This window comes from Sorangium sp. So ce185 (assembly GCF_051526825.1).
Lineage (GTDB): Bacteria > Myxococcota_A > Polyangia > Polyangiales > Polyangiaceae > Sorangium > Sorangium cellulosum_D.
Genome location: NZ_CP150316.1, coordinates 8,664,376 through 8,686,044, shown reverse-complemented (window position 1 = coordinate 8,686,044; position 21,669 = coordinate 8,664,376). Strand labels below are relative to the sequence as shown.

Genomic DNA, 21,669 nt, shown 5'->3' with positions numbered 1-21,669 from the left:
TGGCGGGCCGGAGATGTCCACGCGCTGCCGGGCGAGCCGCCGCAGGGGCGCCGCGGCGCAGGGCGCGGGACCGTCCACCTCTCCCGCCGCTTTTGATACCGTCGTCCGGCGATGGACCGCACGCTCGTCGACGAGGGCAGCTCCTCCCGCGACCCCGGCGTCGTGCCGCTGCCCCCGGGCGGGCTCGCGCACGTCCCCGGCGACGTGCTCGACCGCCGCTACCGGCTCCGCGTCCGGCTCGGCCGCGGCGGCTTCGGCGACGTGTGGCGCGCCGAGGAGCTCCTGCCCGACGGCGCCCCGTTCCGCGAGGTCGCCCTCAAGCTCCTCGTCTCGGACTTCGCCGACGCCGCGGACTGGGCCGACGAGGCCAAGCTCCTCGCCTCGTTCCGGCACCCCTCGCTCGTCACGATCTACGCCGCCGGCATCCTCCACGGCGCCCCGAGGACCCCGTTCGTCTCGATGGAGCTCCTCGAGGGCAGGAACCTCGCCGACCTCATCCGCTTCCGCCGCCGCATCCCCTGGCGCCGCGTCGTCGCCTGGGCCCGCGACGTCGCCGGCGCGCTCGACGTCATCCACGCGCGCGGCGTCGTCCACCTCGACCTCAAGCCCGCCAACCTGTTCCTCACCCAGGACGGCGCCCTCAAGGTCCTCGACTTCGGCATCTCGCGGCGCGCAGGCCCCTCGCCCGGCGGCCCCCTCTCGCGCGCCCCCGGCGCGCCCCCGGCCGTCAGCGTCGGCGGCGGCAGCGGCCGCGCCGCCGGCAGCGCCGACGGCGGCAGCGCCGGCGACGGCGCCGGCGGCGGCGACCTCGGCACCGCCGCCTTCCTCGCCGAGCGCGACGTCTACGCCTCCACCCGCCGCGCCTTCGTCGGCGCGGACAGCCCCGCCGCCGCGCGCAGCGTCATCGGCACGCCCGGCTTCATGGCCCCCGAGGTGCTCGAGATGGCCGAGCCCTCCGCTGCCACCGACGCCTACGCCCTCGCCGTCTGCATCGCGCAGCTCACGACCGGGCGCCTCCCGCACGCCGTGCCCGACGAGCCGGCCGACGGCTCCGACGCGGCGAGCGTCTCCGCCTGGTGGACCGAGCTCCGCGCCGCGACCCTGCGCGGCGCCATGCGCGACCTCGCGGCCGACCCGGCGCGCCTGCCGCGCGGCCTGCTCGCGCTCCTCCGGCGCCTGCTCTCGGTGGACCCCGCGCACCGGCGCGTCGCGCCGGGGCGGCTGAAGCAGCTGCTCGACGAGGTCTGGGAGCGCCCCCACGGCGTCCCGGACCGGCCGTACAAGGGGCTCGCCCCCCTCTCGGCCACCGACGAAGGGCTCCTGTTCGGGCGCGACGACGACATCGCGCGCCTCGGGCGCGAGCTCGAGTTCGAGCCGTGCCTCGTCCTCCAGGGGCCCCGCGGCTCCGGCAAGTCGTCGCTCGCCTCCGCCGGCCTCGTGCCCCACCTCGCCCGCCGCCACGCCGACCACAAGGACGACTGGATCGAGGCGCGCGTCAGCCCCGAAGGCGATCCGGACGGCGCCCTCGCCCGCGCGCTCGCCGCCGTCTCCCCCGAGCTCGAGGCCGCCGACCTCGCCGCGCTCACCCGGTTCTGCATGGCGTCCGCCGTCGGGGTCGCGCTCGTCGTCGACCCGATCGCGCCCCTCGGCGACGGGCGGCTCGCCGCCCTCGTGGGCGCGCTCGCGACCGGCGAGGCGCGGCGCGGGCTCCGGCTCATCGGCGTGCTCGACGAGGCCGACGAGCGCGCCGCCGCCCTCCTCGCCTCGCCGGCCGGCGAGGGCCTCCGGGCGGCGCTGCGCTACGTGGGGCCGCCGGCCGCCGCGGCCGTGAAGGACCTCGTCGCCGGCCCCGCCAGGCTCGCCGGCGCCGAGGTGCGCGGCCTCGCCCAGGTCGAGGCCGAGGTGCGGCGCGAGCTCCGGAGCGGCGGCGCCGCCCTCTCGTTCGTGGCGCTCGCCCTCGCCGACTGGTGGGCCGCCGCGCGCGACGAGCGCGGCGCCCTCACCGGCGAGGCGTGGCAGGCCCTCGGCGGCGTGCGGGGCGCCCTCGCGCGGCACGCCGACGCCGCCGCCCTGGCCCTCACCCCGGAGGACCGCGCGATCGCCGACGAGGCGCTGCTCCGCCTCGGCGCCGTCGACGGCTCGCGCGTCCGCTGGGTCGAGGCGGAGCTCGTGGAGGCCGTCGGCGCCCCGCCCGCCGACGCGGCCCGGGTCCTCGGCGCCCTCGAGCGCGCGCGCCTGCTCGTCCGCCGCGACCTCCGGGTGGAGCTCGCCCACGAGGCGCTCGTCGCGGGCTGGCCGCACCTCGCGTCCACCCGCGCGCTGCACATGGACCGGCTCATCCTGCTCGAGCGGCTCCGCGAGGCCGCCGACGTGTGGGATCGCTCCGGCGAGAACCCCGATTTCCTGCTGCGCCGCGACCTGCTCGACCAGGTGAGCGCGGGCGCCGCCCTCGCCTCGCGGCTGCCGCGGCGCGAGCAGGCCCTCGTGCGCGAGAGCCTCCGGCGCGCCCGCCGCCAGCGCGCCAAGAAGCTCGGCGCGGCCGCGGCGCTCGGGCTCGCCGCCGCGTCGGCGTTCGCGGCGGAGCGGTGGGCCTCGGCGCGCCAGGCGAGCGCCGAGGCGGCGCGCCGCGCGGCCGAGGAGCGCGCCGACCTCGCCGAGCTCATCGGCAAGGCGCGCCGCACCGAGGACCCGTACCACCGCGCCGCGTGGGTCGCCGCGGCGCTCTCCCGGCGCGCGGACGACGCGGCGCTGCCGCTCGACCTCGCGACCGCGGCCATGGGCCTGCCGCGCGCGCACTTCCTGACGGTCGACAGCGTGGTGGGCCCGGCGCTGCCGTGGGACGACCGCTGGGTCGTCGCCGGCGGCCCCGGCGGCGCCCTGCTCGTCGCCGACCTGCGCCCGCCCGACCCGGAGGTCATCGACGACGTCGCGCTCGACGTCGATCCGGAGAGCGTCGACCGCGCCAAGACGCCGCGCGTGATCGCGCTCCGGCCGCACGACGCGCCGCACGTCGAGCGCGTGCCGTTCGCGTTCGACACGGCGGTGGTGACGCGCTCGGTCACGGGCGAGGTCCGCGTCTTCCGGCTGCGGGAGGACGGCACGGTCGCGCTCGCCGCCATCGCGCCGGTGCGGTGCAGCAGCGCCGTGCACGCGGCCGAGGCGGCGCCCGTCCTCGCGTGCTCGACCGACGGCGGCATCGCGCGCTGGGACCTGCGGCGCGGCGGCGGCGCCGGCGCGGTCGACCGCCACCCGTTCCGCGGCAACGTGCTCGGCGTCTCGCCCGACGGCGCCCGCGTGGCGGCGGTGCTCGGGCGGCGGGCGCTGCTCTGGGGGCCGGAGGGCGGCGCGGGCGCCGAGATCACCCTGAGCGCGCCCGCCGTGCTCGGGCGTTTCAGCCCGCGCGACCCCGCGATCGCGCTCGTGCAGCAGAGCAGGACGTCGATCTACGCCTTCGACCGGCCCGAGGCGCCGCTCCTCGAGCTCGACACCGACCCGGCGCCCGCGTCGGCGCGCTGGGACGCGGGCGGGCTCGATCTGGGCGTCTGCGGCGGCGGCGGCAGCGTCTGGCACTACCTCCGGAAGGGCGGCCGCGCCCCGGGCGACGCGCCGCCCGAGGGCTCGCCGTGCGAGGCGCCCCCGGGCCAGCGCGCGCCGCGGCCGCTGCGCGCGCGCGGCGACGCGGCCGACATCGCCGAGCGCGACGTCGGCCCGCACGGGCTCGTCGGCGGGTGGCGGCTGCCGGACCGCCGCGTGCTCACGCGCGACCTCATCCTGTTCAGCCCGGGCCCGCCCGCCGCGGAGCGCTTCCTCCGCTTCGAGGGGCAGGGCCCGGCGGGCGGCGCGGAGGGCCGCGAGCCGGGCGCCTCGGCCGCCGCGGTGCTGCGGCGCGGGGGCGCGGTGGCCTTCCAGATCGGCGGCGAGGTGCGCCTCTACGACGAGGGGTCGCGGCGCCGCACGGCCGCGCGGCGGGGCCACCTGCTGCGCGCCTGCGACGACGGCCGCCTGCTCGCGTACCGCAAGGACGAGGGGGTGTGGACGCTGTTCGACGCGGCGACCGGGGCGACCGTCGAGGCGGTGCCGAGGGCGCCCGCGCTCGTGCTCGGCGTCGACGCCGCCTGCCGGACGCTGTTCACGCAGGAGCTCGACGGCAACCTCGTGGCGACGTCGCTCCGCGACCTGTCGTCGCGCACGATCGCGGTGACCGACGGCTACGTCTACGAGGCGCGCCCGAGCCCCGCGCGCGGCGGCGTGGGCCCGGGGCTGTGGCTCGCGTTCAGCTCGGGCGCGGTGGCGCGCATCGACGAGGCGCGGGGGGAGGTGCGGGTGCTCGGGTACGCGACGCCGCGGGCGACCGCGATCGCCGACGGCCCGCTGCCGGGCGACGTGGCGTTCGCGGACGCGACCGGCGTCGTCCTGGTCCGCCGCGCCGGCCTCGCGGAGCGGGTGCTCGAGGGCGTGAGCGGGGCGGAGTGGGAGGACCTGTCCGTGGCGCCGGACGGCAGGACGATGCTGCTCGCGTCGGCGGACCGGATCGCGGTGCTCGACCTGGAGCGGCGCGAGATCGTCGGCGCCATGCCGTCGGAGGGCCGCGAGCGGCTCGCGGCGTGGGACGCCGAGGGCTCGGCGCTCTCCTGGTCGTTCGGCCGCGTGGGCGGGCCGGTCGGCGTCGTGGTGCCCCGGGGCCTGCCGCTGGCCCAGCGCGTGGGCGAGGCGGTGTCGAACCTCAGGGCCGAGGGCAAGCGGCTCGTGGCGCGCCACGAATGACCGTGACCCGCGTCACGGATGGCGCGGATGGCGCGGATGTCACGGATGTCACGGATGTCACGGATGAAGATGCGGTCTTTGGGACCGCCAAGGCCAAAACCTTGTAGGGCGCGCGCTCACCTCCGGGGCCGCGACGGAGCAGAAGGGATTGGCTCCCGTCCGCGGACGCCGTACGCTGCGCCCATCGTGCCCGCGTCCGAACCGAGCCAGGGTGCCTCGCTTTTCCTCTGCATCACCTTCTTCCCGAGCGAGCGGATGGCCACCGCGGTGCTGCGTCTGGTGTCCAGTTTCTGCGCCATGGTGCTGGACGACGCGAACGTGAGCTCGCGGTTTTACATGGCCGCGCACGAGCTCGCCGAGAATATCACCAAGTATTCGACCGGCCCCCGGGTCAGCCTGGAGCTCGTGATGGAGGAGGCCGAGAGCTCTTGTATCCTGAAGATCCGCGCGCGAAACGAGGCCTCTCCGGAGCGGCTGCGCGAGGTGGAGAGGCGGCTCTTCGCGCTGAAGACCGCGAGCGACCCGGTGAAGCACTATGACGATCTCATCAGCGAGACGGCGATGCTCGAGGGGGTGTCGGGGCTCGGCCTCGCGCGGGTGCGCGCCGAGGGCGGGCTCGACGTGGACTACAAGATCGAAGGCAACGAGCTGACGATCACCGCGCACGCGCCGGTCGAGAGATGGAGGGCAGATTGAGCAGCTTGAAGGTCGAGTCGGTCGTTACGGACAGCTTCGGGATCGAGCCGAGCCTGCGGGAGGACACCCTCAGCGTCAAGCTCACCGGCACGGGCGACATGGCGGCCGCCGCGCCGCTCGGCTCCTATTTCAAGACCCTCCAGGCGGAGGTGATACGCCTGTCCGTGAGCGCCGTCGAGTTCGACGTGCGGGCCCTCTACTTCCTGAACTCGAGCTGTCTCAAGGCGTTCATCAGCTTCATCTGCGGGCTCGCGGGCCAGGGGCTCAAGTGCAAGATACAGTTCCTCACCGACGCGAAGCTCGGCTGGCAGCGGCGGAGCCTGACGGCGCTCGAGCGCATGTCCCCGGAGCTCGTCTCCATCGCCGATACCTGAGCCGAGAGCCAGAGGCATGAGCAAGAAGCGCCGGACGATCGCCCTCTTGATGGATTACGTACGAGGCGAGTACCAGTCCGAGGTGCGCTTCGGGGTCGAGCGCGCCGCCGAGGCGCACGACGTCAACCTCGTGATCGCCTTCGGCGAGACGCTCGCCCTGCCCGGGTCGTTCGGCGCGGCCCAGAACAGCATCTATCACCTCATCGGCCCGGAGACGGTCGACGGCGTCATCGTCGCCTCGACCACGCTGTGCCATCACGTCGGCGTCGACGGGATGCAGCGGTTCTGCCGGTCCTACGCGCCGCTGCCCGTCTGCAGCATCGGGGTGGCGATCGACGGCGTCCCGAGCCTCGTCGTCGACAACGCCCTCGGGATCGAGATGGCGGTCGGCCACATGGTCGACCGCCACGGGCTCCGGCGCGTCGCGTGCATCGCCGGGCCGGCGAGCAACGAGGAGGCGGACGTGCGCTCCGGCGCCTACTGGCGGGCGCTCGCCGCCCGATCGCTGCCCGCCGACGAGCGCCTGTTCGCGTGCGGCGCGTTCACGATCGACTCCGGGCGCGCCGCCATGCGCGAGATCCTGGATCGCGGGGTGGAGCTCGACGCCGTGATCGCCGCCAACGACGCCATGGCCCTCGGCGCGATCGACGCCCTCCGGGCGCGCGGCCTCGGCGTCCCGGAGGACGTCCTCGTGTGCGGCTTCGACGACGCGGTCATCGCGCGCTTCACGAAGCCGTCGATGTCCACGATCCGCCAGCCGATCAAGCGGCTCGGGGCGCGCGCCGTCGACACGCTGATGCGCATGATCGACGGCGCGCCGGTCCCGGACTGCGACCTCTTCCCGGTCGAGCTCACGCTGCGCGAGTCCTGCGGCTGCGGCGGCCCGGTGGACGCGGCGGGCGCGCCCCTGAGCAGGGGGCCCCGCGCGGCGCCCCCGCCCGCCGGCGAGCGCGACGCGCTCTCGCGCGCCCTCGAGAAGAGCGTCGCGATCCCGGCGGGCTCGCTCCACGGCTGGGCCGGCGAGCTCCTGTCGGCGCTGGACGACGAGATCGCCGGCCAGGAGGGCCGGTTCCTGCGCGCCCTCGAGGCGATCCTCGACGCGGCGGGGCGCGAGGGGGCGAACCTGGAGCACTTCCAGGGGGTCGTCACGCTGCTCCGCGAGCGGCTCGGCCGCCGGCCCGACGGCCGGCGCGACGGGGCGCTGGAGGAGACGCTCGAGCAGCTCTGGCACGCCGCGCGCGTGCTCGTCGCGGGCGCGTCCGTGCGCGCCGAGGGGCAGCAGCGGCTCAGCGTGGAGCTCGCGTCGCTCTACCTCAGCTGGAGCTCGCGGAGCTTCTCGACCTGCCTGAGCCTGCCCGTCCTGCGGCGCATGATGGCGTCGGAGCTGCCGCGGATGCAGTTCTCGCGGGTCGCGGTGTCGCTCTACGACGACCCGCACCGCGCCACCATGGTGCCGCTCTTCCTGATGAAGGACGGCCTCGAGGTCGAGCCGCCGCCCGCGAGCTTCCCGGCCCGCCGCCTCGCGCCCGAGGGGTTTCTGGGCGACGGGGAGCGAAGGAGCGTGATCGCGCTGTCGGTCGCGTTCGGCGACGCGGAGAAGTTCGGCGTCGCGGTGCTCAACAGCGGCGCGAACGAGCTAGTCTATGACGCGCTGCGCCTCCAGATCGGCTCTGCGGTCAAGGCCGCGGCGCTGCACTGGGAGGTCGTCCGGCAGGTGGAGCTGCGCGAGCGGCTGGAGCAGGAGAAGGTCCGCCAGGAGAGCGCCGTCGCGGCGCGGATCCAGACCACGCTGGTGCCGGCGCAGCTCGCGGTCGAGGGGCTCGAGCTCGCCGCGGTCATGAAGCCGGCGGCCACGGTCGGGGGCGACTACTACGATGTCATCGCGACGCCCGAGGGCGGGTGGCTCGGGATCGGCGACGTCGCGGGGCACGGGCTCGCGGCGGGGCTCGTGATGCTGATGATCCAGAGCATGATCTCGGCCCTGACGCGCACCGACCCGAACGCCAGCCCGAGCGACATCCTCTCCGCGGTCAACGCGGCGGTGTACGAGAACGTCCGCAGCCGGCTGAAGCGGGACGAGCACGCGACGCTCTTGCTCCTCCGGTACGAGCGGAGCGGCCGGGTGACGTTCGCGGGGGCGCACGACGACATCATCGTGTGGCGCGCGCGCACCCGCCGCTGCGTGTGCATCCAGAGCTCGGGCGTCTGGATCGGCGCGCTGCCCGCCATCGACGCGATGACGCGAGACGCCGAGTTCTCCCTGGAGGACGGCGACATCCTCGTGCTGTACAGCGACGGCGTGACGGAGGCGCGCAACTGCCACCGGGAGCAGTTCGGCCTCGAGCGGCTGTGCTCTACCATCGAGTCTTCCCAGCACGCCCCGTCCGACGCGATCCGCGACCGGATCCTGAGGGAGGTCGAGGGCTGGTGCCCGAGCCCCGATGACGACATCACCGTCGTCGTGGCGAGGTACAGCGCGCCCCGGGCGCTCTCGCTCCAGTCCGCCGGCTTTCCTACATGAGCGCTACCCCACGCGAGGGCGGAAGGGACTGGATTCGGGCCGAGAACCACGTAGGATGCGTCAATCGTGCCAGTGTCCGAACCGAGCAGCAGCGGGTCACTGTTCCTGTGCATCACGTTCTATCCGACCGAGCGCATGGCGGGCAGCGTGCTCCGCCTGGTGTCCAGCTTCTGCAGCATGGTGCTCGACGACCCGAACGTGAGCTCGCGGTTCTACATGGCCGCGCACGAGCTCGCGGAGAACGTCATCAAGTACTCCTCCGGCCCGCGGGTCAGCCTCGAGCTCGCGCTGGAGGAGAGCGAGAGCTCGTGCGTCATGAAGATCTGCGCGCGCAACGAGGCCTCTCCGGAGCGGCTGCGCGAGGTGGAGAGGCGGCTGTTCGAGCTGAAGACAGCGACGGATCCGGTGAAGCATTATGACGACCTCATCTGTGAGACAGCGATGGTAGAAGGGGTGTCGGGGCTCGGCCTCGCGCGGGTGCGCGCCGAGGGCGGGCTCGACGTGGATTACAAGATCGAGGGCAACGAGCTGACGATCATCGCGCACGCGCCGGTCGCGAGGTGGAGGGGGGATGAGCGCCTTAAGGGTTGAGCCCGTCGTCACGGACAGCTTCGGGGCCGAGCCGGCCCTGAGGGAGGACACCCTCACCGTCAAGCTCACCGGCACGGGCGACATGGCGGCGGTCGCGCCGCTCGGCTTCTTCCTCAAGGAGCTCCAGTCCGAGGCGCTGCGCCTGCGCGTCGGCGCCGTCGCGTTCGACGTGAGGGCCCTTTATTTCCTGAACTCGAGCTGTCTCAAGGCGCTCATCAGCTTCATCTCCGGTGTCGCGGGCCAGGGGCTCAGGTGCAAGATCGAGTTCCTCACCGACGCGCGGCTCGGGTGGCAGCGGCGGAGCCTGACGGCGCTCGAGCGCATGTCTCCGGAGCTCGTCTCCATCGCCGATGCCTGACCGAGAGCCGCGGGCCATGAGCAAGAAGCGCCGGACGATCGCCCTCCTGATGGACTACGTGGGCGGGGACTACCAGTCCGAGGTGCGCTTCGGGGTCGAGCGCGCCGCCGAGGCGCACGACGTCGATCTCCTGGTCGCCTTCGGCGAGACGCTCGCGCTGCCCGGGGAGACGGCCGCGGCCCAGAACAGCATCTATCACCTCATCGGCTCGCAGACGGTCGACGGCATCATCATCGCGTCCGCCACCCTGTGCCATCACATCGGCATCGAGGGGATGCGGGAGTTCTGCCGCGCTTACGCGCCGCTGCCCGTCTTCAGCATCGGGATGGCGATAGAGGGCATCCCGAGCCTCATCGTCGACAACGCCTTCGGGATCGAGCTCGCGGTCGCGCACATGGTCGACGCCCACGGGCGCCGGCGCGTCGCGTACATCGGCGGGCCCGCCAACAACGAGGAGGCGAAGGCGCGGGCCGACGCGTACTGGAGCGCGCTCGCGGCGCGCGGCGCGCCGCTCGACGAGCGCCTCTTCGCGCTCGGCGCGTTCACGATCGACAGCGGCAGGACCGCCATGCGCGAGCTGCTCTCGCGCGGGGGCGACCCGGACGCCGTGGTCGCCGCCAACGACAAGATGGCCCTCGGGGCCATGGAGCTGCTCAAGGAGCTCGGGATCCGCGTCCCGCAGGACATCCTCATGTCCGGCTTCGACGACGCGGTCATCGCGCGCTTCTCCAAGCCGTCGCTGACCACCGTCCGCCAGCCCATGAAGCGGCTCGGGGCCCTCGCGGTGGACAGCCTGGTGCGCATGCTCGACGGCGAGGCGGTCGAGGACGTGGGGCTCCTGGAGGTCGAGCTGACGTGCCGCGAGTCCTGCGGCTGCGGCGTCCAGGCGAGCGCCTCGCTCCCGCCGCCGGGCAGCTCGACGCGGGGCGGGGCGTCGCTGATCGCCGGACAGCGGGAGTCGCTGGAGCGCGCGCTCCGGCGGAGCGTGTCGATCCCGACCGGCTCGCTCGACGGCTGGCCCGGCGATCTCCTGTCGGCGCTGGAGGACGAGCTCGCGGGGAAGGAGGGCCGCTTCCTGTACGCGCTCGAGGCGCTCCTCGACGCGGCGGGGCGGGCGGGGGCGATCCTCGATCACTTCCAGGGCGCGATCGCGGTGCTCCGCGAGCGGCTCCTCCGGCCGGCCGAGGACGGCGGCGTCCTCCACGACGCCCTCGAGCGGCTCTGGCACGCCTCGCGCATCGTCATCGGGAGCGCGTCGGTGCGCGTCGAAGGCGAGCGGCGCCTCAACGTGGAGCTCGCGTCGACGTACCTCAGCTGGAGCGCGCGGAGCTTCTCGACCTGCCTGAGCCTGCCGATCCTGAAGCGCGTCATGGCGTCGGAGCTGCCCGCCCTCGGGTTCTCGCGCGTCGCCGTGTCGCTGTACGACAGCGCGCCGGACGCGCAGGAGACCACCATGAAGGCGCTCTTCCTCATGGAGGGCGGCCGCGAGGTGGAGCCGCCGCCCGCGAGCTTCCCGGCCTGGCTCCTCGCGCCCGAGGGGTTCCTGAGCGGGGGAGAGCGCAACACCATGATCGCGATCCCGGTCGCCTTCGGCGATCTCGAGAAGTTCGGCGTCGCGGTGCTCAACAGCGGTGCGCACGAGCTCGTCTATGACGCGCTGCGCCTCCAGATCGGCTCCGCGGTCAAGGCCGCGGCGCTGCACCGGGAGATGATCCGGCAGGTGGAGCTGCGCGAGCGGCTGGAGCAGGAGAAGATCCGCCAGGAGAGCGTCGTCGCGGCGCGGATCCAGACCACGCTGGTCCCGGATCGGCTCTCGGTCGAGGGGCTCGATCTCTGCGCCGTCATGAAGCCGGCGGCCGCGGTCGGCGGCGACTATTACGACGTGCTCGCGACCGCCGAGGGCGGGTGGCTCGGGATCGGCGACGTCGCGGGGCACGGGCTCGCGGCGGGGCTCGTGATGCTGATGATCCAGAGCATGGTCTCGGCCCTGACGCGCCGGGAGCCGGGGGCGAGCCCGGCCCGGCTGATCTCGGCGGTCAACGCCGCGGTGTACGAGAACGTCCGCGGCCGTCTGCTGCGGGACGAGCACGCGACGCTCTTGCTCCTCCGGTACGAGCGGAGCGGCCGGGTGACGTTCGCGGGGGCGCACGACGACATCATCGTGTGCCGCGCGCGCACCCGCCGCTGCGTGTGCATCCAGAGCACGGGCGTCTGGATCGGCGCGCTGCCCGCCATCGACGCGCTGACAAGAGACGACGAGCTCTTCCTGGAGGACGGCGACGTCCTCGTGCTGTACAGCGACGGGGTGACGGAGGCGCGCGACGCCCACCATGAGCAGTTCGGCCTCGAGCGGCTCTGCACCGCCGTCGAGTCGGCCCAGTCCGCGCCCGTCTCGGCGATCCGCGATCGGATCTTGAACGAGGTCGAGGGCTGGTGCCCGAGCCCGGACGACGACATCACCATCGTCGTGGCGAGGTACCGCGCGCCCCACTAGCCCCGGCGCTCGCGGTCGCGGGTTTGGTCACAGGATCGTACGGCGGACCCATGGGGATTGGCTCCACTGCGAGAACCACGTACGCTGGTCGGGCCGTGTCAGCCTCCGGACCGAGCCAGGGCCGCTCACCGTTCTCGTGCGTCACGTTCTTTCGGAGTGAACGGATGGCCAGCGCGGCGGTGCGGTCGCTCGCCGCGCGCGCCGGTCGGGAGATGGAGGGTCGATGAGCAGCTTGCGGGTTGAGCCTGTCGTCACGGACAGCTTCGGGATCGAGCCGAGCCTGAGGGGCGACGCCCTCAGCGTCAGGCTCAGCGGGACAGGCGACATGGCGGCGGCGCCGCCGCTCGGCATCTGCCTCAAGGACCTCCAGGCGGAGGTCGTGCGCCTCTCCATCCCCGCCGTCGAGTTCGACGTGAGGCCCCTTTATTTCCTGAACTCGAGCTGTCTGAAGGCGTTCATCAGCTTCATCTGCGGCCTCGCGGGCCAGGGCGCGAAGAGCAAGGTGGTGTTCGTCACCGACGCGCGGCTCGGCTGGCAGCGGCGGTGCCTGGCGGCGATCGAGCGCATGTCCCCGGAGCTGGTCTCGATCGTGGACGCCTGAGCCGGGGGCCCGAGGACATGACGAAGCGCCGGACGATCGCCCTCGTGATGGATTATCTGCGCGGAGAGTACCAGTCCGCGATGCGGGTCGCGATCGAGCGCGCGGCCGAGGCGCACGACGTCAATCTCGTGATCGCCGTCGGCGAGGTGCTGACCGGCCACAGCCCCTCCGAGGTCGCCCAGCGGACCATCTATCACCTCGTCGGCCCGGAGGCGGTCGACGGCGTCGTGATCGCCTCGGCGACGCTCGGCAATTACGTCGGCGTCGAGGGGGTGCAGCGCTTCTGTGACTATTACCGGCCGCTGCCCGTGTGCAGCATCGGGATCCCGATCCCCGGCGTGCCCAGCATCCTCGTCGACAACGCCCTCGGGATCGAGATGGCAGCCGGCCACCTGCTCGACGACCACGGCTGCCGGCGCCTGGCCTACATCGGCGGTCCGGACGGCAACGGAGAGGCGCGGCTCCGCGCCGAGGTGTTCCGGAGGGCGCTCGCCGCGCGCGAGCTGCCCTGCGACGAGCGCCTCGTCGCGGCCGGCGAGTTCACGATCGAGACCGGCCGGGCCGCGATGGCCGAGATCCTGGCCCGCGGGGTCGAGCTCGACGCGGTGGTCGCCGCCAACGACAACATGGCCCTCGGCGCCATCGAGGTCCTGATGGCGGCCGGCCGCGCCGTCCCGCGGGACGTCCTCGTGTGCGGCTTCGACGACGTCGGCGTGGCGCGGTACGCGAAGCCGTCGCTCACCACGGTGCGCCAGCCGATCAAGCGGCTCGGGGAGCTCGCGCTCGAGACGGTCCTGCGCATGCTCGACGGCGAGCGCGTCCCCGAGCGGACCACGCAGGAGATCGAGCTCACGCGGCGCGAGTCGTGCGGCTGCTCGTACCAGGCCGTCGTCTTCATGCGACCGGTCACGGACCCGCCGCCGCGCCTCGGTGCGCTCTCGCTCGGCGGCCGCCGCGACGAGCTGGAGCGCGCGCTGGAGCGCGCCGTGGGCGTCTCGGCGGCGTCGCTCGCCGGCTGGTCCGGCGAGCTCCTGTCGGCGCTGGAGGAGGAGCTCGAGGGGACCGAGGGGCGCTTCTTGCACGTGCTGGAGCGGCTCCTCGACGCGGCGGCGCGCGAGGGGGTGTTCCTCGACCTGTTCCAGGGCGTGATCAGCCTGCTGCGCGCGCGGCTCCGCCGGCCCGCCGTGGACCCGGTCGGGGCCGCCGCGAACGAGACCCTGGAGCAGCTCTGGCACGCGGCCCGCATCCTCATCGGGAGCGCGTCGGTGCGCGCCGAGGGGCGCCATCGCCTCGACGTCGAGGTCGCCTCGATCGGCCTGAACTGGAGCGCGAGGTGGTTCTCGACGTCCCTGAGCCTCCCCCTCTTCCGGCGGATGCTGGCCTCGGAGATGCCGAGGCTGCTCTTCACGCGCGTCGCCGTCTCGCTCTACGACGACGCCCAGCGCGACACCCTGAAGACGCTCTTTCTGATGCAGGACGGCCGCGAGGTGGAGCCGCCCGAGGAGAGCTTCCCGGTGCACGCCCTCGCGCCGCCCGGGTTCCTGAGCTCGCGCGAGCGCAGGAGCACCGTCGTGATGCCGATCATCTTCGGCGACGCCGACTATTTCGGGATCATCGCGCTCAACAGCGGCGTGAACGAGATGGTGTACGACGCCATGCGGCTCCAGGTCGGCTCCGCGGTGAAGACGGTGTCGCTGCACCGGGAGATGGTCCGCCAGGTGGAGCTGCGCGAGCGGCTGGAGAAGGAGAGCGAGCGGCAGGAGACGGCGCTCGCGGCGCGGCTCCAGACCACGCTGGTGCCGGAGCGGCTCGAGGTCGAGGGGCTGGAGCTCAGCGCGATCATGACGCCGGCCGCCGAGGTGGGGGGCGATTATTACGATGTCATCCCGACGCCCGGGGGCGGGTGGCTCGGGATCGGCGACGTCGCGGGGCACGGGCTCGCGGCGGGGCTCGTGATGCTGATGATCCAGAGCATGGTCTCGGCGCTGACGAGCCGGGAGCCTGGCGCGAGCCCGAGCGAGCTGCTCGCGGCGCTCAACAAGGCGGTGTTCAAGAACGTCCGCGACCGGCTGAAGCGGGACGAGCACGCGACGCTCTTGCTCCTCCGGTACGAGCGGAGCGGCCGGGTGACGTTCGCGGGGGCGCACGACGACATCATCGTGTGCTCGGCGCGGACGCGGCGGTGCGTGTGCATTCCGAGCTCGGGCGTCTGGGTCGGCGTGCTGCCCGCCATCGACGCGGCGACGCGGGACGCCGAGTTCTTCCTGGAGGACGGGGACGTCCTCGTGCTCTACAGCGACGGCGTGACGGAGGCCCGCAACGCGCACCGCGAGCAGTTCGGGGTGGAGCGGCTCTGCGCCGCCATCGAGGCCGCCCAGGCCGCGCCCGTCGAGGCGATCCGCGACCGGATCCTGAGGGAGGTCGAGGGCTGGTGTCCGAGCCCCGACGACGACATCACGGTGGTCGTGGCGCGGTACCGCGCGCCCGCGTAGCGGCCCGGGGGGGGGCCGCCGCCGCCGCGCTGTGTGCCGCCGCCGCGGCGCTGTCGCCGGGTGACGGCTCTGTGACGGCGCCGCGGAGGGGCGGTGACGTCCTCTCCTCACCGGAGCTCCGGGGCGCGGCGGCGCTGGACTGCCTCGGGGCGCGGTGCTGGACTCGCCGGGGCGCCGCGCGGTGCGGCGCGCTGCAGCGGACGCGAGGATCCGCGCACTCCAGCCGAGAGATCGCGACATGCCTTATCCAGACCCGCAGGTAGTTGAGCAGGCCCTCGCCGCCGTGGAGGCGCTGCGCGCGAGCGCCGTCGAGCACGAGCAGCGCTACCGGCCGCTGCTCGAGGCGGTGCACCCGCAGCACCGGGCGGGGGCGACGAACCTGCTCCACTACCTCGCCGTCCGGCAGCAGGACATCCGCGGCCTCCAGCGGCGGCTCGCCGCGCTGGGCTTGAGCTCCCTGGGCCGGCTCGAGAGCTGCACGCTGGCGTCCCTGGACGCGGTGCTCGGCGCGCTCGACGCGCTCGCGCGGCGCCCCGAGCCGCGGGCGCCCGGCGAGTGCCCTGCCTCGTTCGAGTCGGGGGCCGCGCTGCTCGAGGAGCACGCGCGGGCGCTGCTCGGCGAGGGGAGGGAGGGGCGCCAGACGCGGGTGATGGTCACGCTGCCCGAGGACGCGCGGAAGGGCGAGCTGAAGAGGCTGCTCGAGGGCGGCATGGACATCGCGCGGATCAACTGCTCGAAGGGGGACGCGGACGGCTGGGCGGAGCTCATCGCGCGGCTGCGGAAGGCGGGGCAGGAGACCGGGATCGCCTGCAAGGTGCTCTGCGACATCTCCGGGCCCAACCCGCGCGTGAGCAAGATCGGCGGGGGGTCGGCGCGCGTGACGCTCCCGGAGTCGGGCGAGCGGCCGAAGCTCTGGCTGTGCAAGGACGTGAAGGACGCGAAGAGGGCGCGCGCCGCGGCGGGCGACGCCGACGTCGAGGAGGCGCTCGCCGTGAGCTGCACGATCCCGGAGGTCATCGACGACCTCCGGCCCGGGCACCGGGTGTTTTACGACGACGGGCGGCTGGGCGGCACGGTCGAGCGGGTGACCGAGGGGGCCGCGCTGGTGGAGGTGGATCTCGCGCGGCAGGGTGGGGTGAAGCTGAAGCCGGGAAAGGGCCTGAACTTTCCGGACACCGAGCTCGGGATTGCGTCGCTCACGCCGAAGGATCTCGAGGATCTCGACTTCATCGCGCGCAACGCCGACATGGTGGGGCTCTCGTTCGTCAGGTCTCCTTCCGATGTGGAGCGGCTCCAGGAGGAGCTCGCCGCGCGCGGTGCGGCGCACCTCGGGATCGTGTTGAAGATCGAGACGACCCCTGCGTTCCGGCAGTTCCCGCGGCTGCTGCTCGCGGCGATGCGCAGCGAGCACGTGGGGGTGATGCTCGCGCGCGGCGACATGGCCGTCGAGATGGGTTTCGTGCGGCTGGCGGAGGTCCAGGAGGAGCTCTTGTGGCTCTGCGAGGCCGCGCTGGTCCCGGCGATCTGGGCGACGCAGGTGCTCGAGAGCCTGAACAAGACGGGGGTGCCGACGCGCGGGGAGGTGACGGACGCGGCGATGAGCTCGCGCGCGGAGTGCGTGATGCTGAATCAGGGGGAGAACATCGTGGCGACGGTGGCGTTCGTTGTCGACGTGCTGAAGCGGATGCACGAGCACCAGGACAAGAAGCGGGCGCTGATGCGGCCGCTCAGCGTGTCGCGGCTCGATTGAGGCAGACCGGCTACTTGAAGATCGAGAGGGGCACGGCGTTCGCCATCGCCTCGTGGCCGGCGTCGTTGGGGTGCAGGTGGTCGCCGCTGTCGAACGAGGCGAGGATCTTCGCGGGCTGCTCCGGGTCGCGCACGGCGGCCTCGAAATCGATGACCCCGTCGTAGGAGGTGTTGCCGCGGATCCACGCGTTGACCTCCTGGCGTACGGCCTCCCCCTCGGGCGTATAGTAGGGTGGGAACGCTTCCTCGAACGGCAGGAGCGTGCCGACGAACGCCTTGACCCCCCTCGCTCTCGCCTTGTCGGCGAGCGACTCGAGCCCGTCGATCAACTGGGCGGCGGTCACCTTCTCGGCTTCCCCCAACAAGCCCGGCATGCCGATGTCGTTGATCCCGATCAAGACGATGGCGTGCGTCACGCCCGGCATCCCCAGCACGTCGCGCTCGAAGCGCGACACGGCGCTCGGACCGATGTTGTCCCGGAGCAGCCTGTTCCCGCCGAGGCCCTGGTTGACGACCGCGACCGTCCGCGTCTCCGGATCCGCCTGGAGCCGCGCGAAGAGCCGATCCGAGTAGCGCTTGTCGGCGTCCATCGTCGATGACGAGCCGTCCGTGATCGAGTCGCCGAACGTGACGACGACCTTCTGGGGCTCCGTGGACTCGACGTCGACGCCCGTGAGCCAATACGTGGACGTGATGTTGGCCGGTGACGTCAAGGCCTCGCTCGCCGCCTGGTTCCCCGTGGCGACCGCGTGCGTCGTGAAGGAGAACGGGTGCCACGTCGCGGGCTCCGACGTCGCCGCGCTGTAGATGCTCACGATGAGGCGGTCGCCCGTGCTCACCGCGAGCTCCACGCCGTCGCTCACCGCCTCGCTGGCCGGCGGTATCGACGCGCTCGGCTGGCCGGAGAACTGGACCCGCCGGTCGGTGCCCGGCGCCGAGACGAAGGGCGAGGCCTCTTTCGCCACGCGGACCTCGGCGAGCTCCAGCGGCTGGGTCCCGAAGAGGTTCGAGAGCCGCAGCCGGACCCGATCGCCGGAGGCGGTGACGACGAGCCGCTGGCGCAAGGTCTCGTCGGCGAAGCTACGCGGCGTCGTGTCGGGGAACGGCGAGTCCGGCCCCTGCATCGTCGTCCCCCACGCGGCTGTCCAGCTCGCGACGGGCACCTCGTCGTCGCCGCCGCAGCCGGCGGCGGCGAGGGTCAACACACACGCTCCCAGGGTCGCCCGACGGGTCGATTTCAAACCGATCATCACGCATCTCCTCCACGCACGAGCAGGTCATTTACCTCGGGTTGCGGCTCTTTGCCCGCGCCATGCGCCACGCGAAGCCGGGCTCCCGGGGGTTATCGACCGGGTTGACGACCCTGGCCTCACTGGCGCGACGAACGACCGCCGGCGGGATCGACAGGGCGGGACATTTTTTTCGCGACCCCGCGCGGCGCACCGCCGGGGCCTGGCCCGGCCGCCATGCTCCCGGCCAGCGGCGTTTGGAGCCGTTCCGCTATAGGTGTACGTAGGTCGCTGGGATTCTGCCTGGCGCGAAGCGCTCCACGCGAGCGACGTCATGCTGCGGTCATCGACCTCGGTGAGCGCCTCGGCGAGCTCCGCGTCGCTCGTGCTCGCGCGCGGGGCAGCCTCCGTCTGCGCAGCCGCGGTACGCTGGCCTTCAGGAGCCGGTTCGGCCATGGTGCTGGTCGCGGCGCCGTCGGTGGCGGCGTCTCGCCTGCGCCCGCCACCGAGCGCATGTCCGCGGGTCGAGCGCTCCATGGCTTCTCACCTCCTGTCCTCAAGAACTCGAGCCAACCTGGACGATATGGCACATGATCCTACCGGGGCGCCGCGCGCGCGACGCCTCGTGACCACCGCCGAGCTCGCGGCAGTCCTGTGCGCGCTCATCGGCTGCAGTGCCACGCAATCCACAGGCTCATCCGAGAAGGTCGATTGCCGGCCAACCATCAACGAGGGCCTCGACCTCGTCGCGAGGTCCTGCTGTCCTTATGGGCAGGGGTCCTTCGCCTGGGATGGCCACGGATGCAGGCCGCTTCCGTGTGGTTGTTACGTGTGCCGCGAGAGGCCCTGCGAAGAGATGATGTTCAAGAGCCGGGAGGCGTGCGAGGCCGCTCATGCCCCCTGCCTGGATCGGGTGACCACGCCGGACGCGGCCGCGTCGCGCTGAGGAGGGCTGAGGCGGGCGTTCACGAACGGCTGGGCCACCGGCCGGGTCCCTTCGCCCCGTGGAAGACCCAGGAGCGCCGAGGTGACCTCGAGGCCCGCAGGCCCAGGAGGGCGAGGAGCAACCAAGCGGCGCCGTCGCTCGCCGGCCGTGTCGAACCGCCCGCCGCGCACCCGTTGCCATGCAGGCGCGTCACGCCTCGCGGTTCAACCCATGAGGGATCGTCGGTGCCGGCTGAGGCAGTGCCGCCCGCGCCGCCCTCCGCCGGGGCTCCGCCCGCGCCGCCGTCGGCTGCGCTCGCCGCACCGCCGCCGGCTGTCGAGCCGCCGGCGCCGTCGTTTGTCTCCGGATCCATCAAGCATCCGCCGGCCAGGCAGACGCCGCCAGGGCAGGGTGTGCCCTCCAGCTCAGGTGCTATCACGCAGGCGCCGTTGCGCGGATTGCACAAACCGACCTGGCACATGATGCCGGGAGGATCGGGACAGATCACCTCGGGCCCCGGGGTGCAGACGCCGGCCTGGCAGATGTCATCCTGCGTGCACGGATCGCCGTCGTCGCACGATGCTTGAGCCGGATCACCGCAGTCGCAGGCATCGCCGATGCCATTGTCGTCGACATCGATCTGGGACGGGTTCGATACGAGACGACAATTGTCCTGCGAGTCGATGACGCCATCGTCGTCGTCGTCGGTGTCACATGGATCGCCGATGTCGTCACCGTCGTTGTCGGATTGGACCGAGCTGCCTGGCTGTATGGGATTCGAGAGATCCGGGCAGTTGTCGAGAAGGTCGGGGACGCTGTCCCCGTCCCGGTCGCAAGCGTCGCCTATGCCGTCGCCGTCGGCGTCTTCCTGCCCGGCATTCGCCAGGAGCGGGCAGTTGTCGTCCGCGTCGCTGACGCCGTCGCCGTCCGAGTCGCCGTCCGAGTCGGCGTCCGGATCGCACGAGTCGCCGATGCCGTCGCCGTCGGCGTCTTCCTGCCCGGCGTTCGCTGAGAGCGGGCAGTTGTCGTCCGCGTCGCTGACCCCGTCGCCGTCCGAGTCGGCGTCGCAGGCGTCGCCTTTGCCATCGCCGTCCGTGTCGGTCTGGTCCGGGGGCCACGTTCGCGTATAGGGGCAGTTGTCGTCGGCGTCGAGCACCGAGTCGTCATCGGAATCCACGTCCCGGTAATCTGGAATCGAGTCATTGTCGGTGTCGACGGGCGGCGTCTCCGGCAGGGTATCCCCTGCCTCTTCGACGTCGAGAAATCCGTCGTTGTCACTGTCCGTGTCCAATGCGTCGATGATCGCGTCGCCATCGGTGTCGTTGGCGACGTCGAGCGGATCAGCAGGGTTCGCCACCTCCTCGATGTCCGCGATGGTGTCGACGTCGGAGTCGACGCTGGTCGGATCGGTCCGGAGCGCCGCCTCCTGGGCATCCGTGAGGCCGTCGTTGTCGTCGTCGGCGTCGCATGCGTCGCCGAGGCTGTCGAGGTCGTTGTCGCGCTGATCGAGATTGGAGGCATGAGGGCAGTTGTCGGCGGCGTCGTCCACGCCATCGTTGTCGTCGTCGGGGTCGCACGCGTCGCCGATGCTGTCGCCGTCGGTGTTGAGTTGGTTCGGGTTCGGCGCGAATTGGCAGTTGTCTACTACGTCATCCAGGCCGTCATTGTCGTCGTCGGGGTCGCACGCGTCGCCGAGGCTGTCGAGGTCGTTGTCGTTCTGATCGGGATTGAAGGCATGAGGGCAGTTGTCTGCGGCGTCGTCCGCGCCATCGTCGTCGTCGTCGGGGTCGCATGCGTCGCCGAGGCTGTCGCCGTCGGTGTTGAGTTGGTTCGGGTTTTGCGCGAATTGGCAGTTGTCTACGACGTCATCCAGGCCGTCATTGTCGTCGTCGGGGTCGCACGCATCGCCGAGGCTGTCGCCGTCGTTGTTGTTCTGAACGGTATTGGAGGCACGAGGGCAGTTGTCGGCGGCGTCGTCCACGCCATCGTCGTCGTCGTCGGGGTCGCATGCGTCGCCGAGGCTGTCGCTGTCGGTGTTGAGTTGGTTCGGGTTTTGCGCGAATTGGCAGTTGTCTGCTCCGTCATTCACGCCGTCGTTGTCGTCGTCGGGATCGCATGCGTCGCCGAGGCTGTCGCCGTCGGTGTTGAGTTGGTTCGGGTTTTGCGCGAATTGGCAGTTGTCTGCTCCGTCATTCACGCCGTCGTTGTCGTCGTCGGGATCGCATGCGTCGCCGAGGCTGTCGCCGTCGGTGTTGAGTTGGTTCGGGTTTTGCGCGAATTGGCAGTTGTCTGCTCCGTCATTCACACCGTCGTTGTCGTCGTCGGGGTCGCAGGCGTCGCCGAGACTGTCGCCGTCGGTGTTGAGTTGATCGGGGTTGCGGACAGTGGGGCAGTTGTCGTAGATGTGCGGAACGCCGTCGCCGTCCACGTCATCAGGTTGCGCATGCGCGGCGCTTGCGCAGAGCATGACGCCAACGAGCATCCAAGGAAAAAGTCCGACGCGCGCTCGGTGGAGCCGCGGCACCGACGCCGAAGTTGGCGCTGAGGAACGAGGCTGGCGCCGAGCGGGTGATGTGCGATGACGCATGGTAGGTTCTCCGCGACGGACACGTTGGATCCGTAGACCCCGGCCAGTGCTCTCCCTCCGCACGGAGCATCTACGGGGACAGATGCCGGGCGTGTCACTATATTCAGCTTACTGCTGGTTGGAAATGCTCATCCGGCACGCGACCGGTTGCTGGCTGAAGGCTTGCCGCCGTCAGCTCCCGAGTCTCGGCGTTTGACATGCTGCGGCGGGCAGGCGTCCTGAGGTAGCTCTCTGGTCCTCGTCGCTACTCCTGCTACCCTCCCATAGCCGCAACCCTATGTGAGACCA

12 protein-coding genes are annotated in these 21,669 nt (G+C 72.4%); 10 read left to right on the top strand and 2 right to left on the bottom strand.

The features are described from left to right. Window positions 1–111: 111 nt before the first annotated feature. From WMF26_RS31780 to WMF26_RS31735, 10 genes are all read left to right on the top strand, one after another. Window positions 112–4,764 (top strand): nSTAND1 domain-containing NTPase, encoded by a 4,653-nt coding sequence (locus WMF26_RS31780; protein ID WP_437995759.1) that lies wholly within the window; start codon window positions 112–114, stop codon window positions 4,762–4,764. Window positions 4,765–4,950: 186 nt separating this feature from the next. Further along, complete coding sequence (locus tag WMF26_RS31775) at window positions 4,951–5,460, top strand: hypothetical protein (RefSeq protein WP_437995758.1); 510 nt, start codon at window positions 4,951–4,953, stop codon at window positions 5,458–5,460. Beyond that, entirely contained in the window at window positions 5,457–5,834 is a 378-nt protein-coding gene (locus tag WMF26_RS31770; protein WP_020738257.1) for a hypothetical protein, read from the top strand. The genes WMF26_RS31775 and WMF26_RS31770 overlap by 4 nt, the downstream gene beginning before the upstream one ends. A gap of 16 nt (window positions 5,835–5,850) precedes the next feature. Then, window positions 5,851–8,355, top strand: a complete 2,505-nt coding sequence (locus tag WMF26_RS31765) for a SpoIIE family protein phosphatase (protein WP_437995757.1) — start codon at window positions 5,851–5,853, stop codon at window positions 8,353–8,355. 72 nt (window positions 8,356–8,427) lie between these two features. Beyond that, window positions 8,428–8,946 (top strand): hypothetical protein, encoded by a 519-nt coding sequence (locus WMF26_RS31760; protein WP_438002468.1) that lies wholly within the window; start codon window positions 8,428–8,430, stop codon window positions 8,944–8,946. Further along, window positions 8,927–9,304, top strand: coding sequence for a hypothetical protein (locus tag WMF26_RS31755; RefSeq protein ID WP_437995756.1), 378 nt, complete (start codon window positions 8,927–8,929; stop codon window positions 9,302–9,304). The genes WMF26_RS31760 and WMF26_RS31755 overlap by 20 nt, the downstream gene beginning before the upstream one ends. A gap of 16 nt (window positions 9,305–9,320) precedes the next feature. Continuing rightward, the gene (locus WMF26_RS31750) at window positions 9,321–11,798 is read left to right on the top strand and encodes a SpoIIE family protein phosphatase (protein WP_437995755.1); all 2,478 of its coding nucleotides are present in this window, start codon (window positions 9,321–9,323) and stop codon (window positions 11,796–11,798) included. A 223-nt stretch (window positions 11,799–12,021) separates the two neighbouring features. Beyond that, window positions 12,022–12,399: a hypothetical protein gene (locus WMF26_RS31745; protein WP_437332098.1), complete on the top strand. Its 378-nt coding sequence runs from the start codon at window positions 12,022–12,024 to the stop codon at window positions 12,397–12,399. Window positions 12,400–12,416: 17 nt separating this feature from the next. After that, window positions 12,417–14,891 carry a SpoIIE family protein phosphatase gene (locus WMF26_RS31740; protein WP_437995754.1) on the top strand — a complete coding sequence of 825 codons (2,475 nt, stop codon included), beginning with the start codon at window positions 12,417–12,419 and terminating at the stop codon, window positions 14,889–14,891. Window positions 14,892–15,174: 283 nt separating this feature from the next. After that, the gene (locus tag WMF26_RS31735; protein ID WP_437995753.1) at window positions 15,175–16,641 is read left to right on the top strand and encodes a pyruvate kinase; all 1,467 of its coding nucleotides are present in this window, start codon (window positions 15,175–15,177) and stop codon (window positions 16,639–16,641) included. Between the two features lie 10 nt (window positions 16,642–16,651). On the opposite strand, the gene WMF26_RS31730 is transcribed toward WMF26_RS31735, so the two are convergent. After that, window positions 16,652–17,890 carry an SGNH/GDSL hydrolase family protein gene (locus WMF26_RS31730; protein ID WP_437995752.1) on the bottom strand — a complete coding sequence of 413 codons (1,239 nt, stop codon included), beginning with the start codon at window positions 17,888–17,890 and terminating at the stop codon, window positions 16,652–16,654. Between the two features lie 944 nt (window positions 17,891–18,834). After that, on the bottom strand, window positions 18,835–21,261 hold the full coding sequence (locus WMF26_RS31725; protein WP_437995751.1) for a thrombospondin type 3 repeat-containing protein: 2,427 nt from the start codon (window positions 21,259–21,261) through the stop codon (window positions 18,835–18,837). Between the last annotated feature and the right edge of the window lie 408 nt (window positions 21,262–21,669).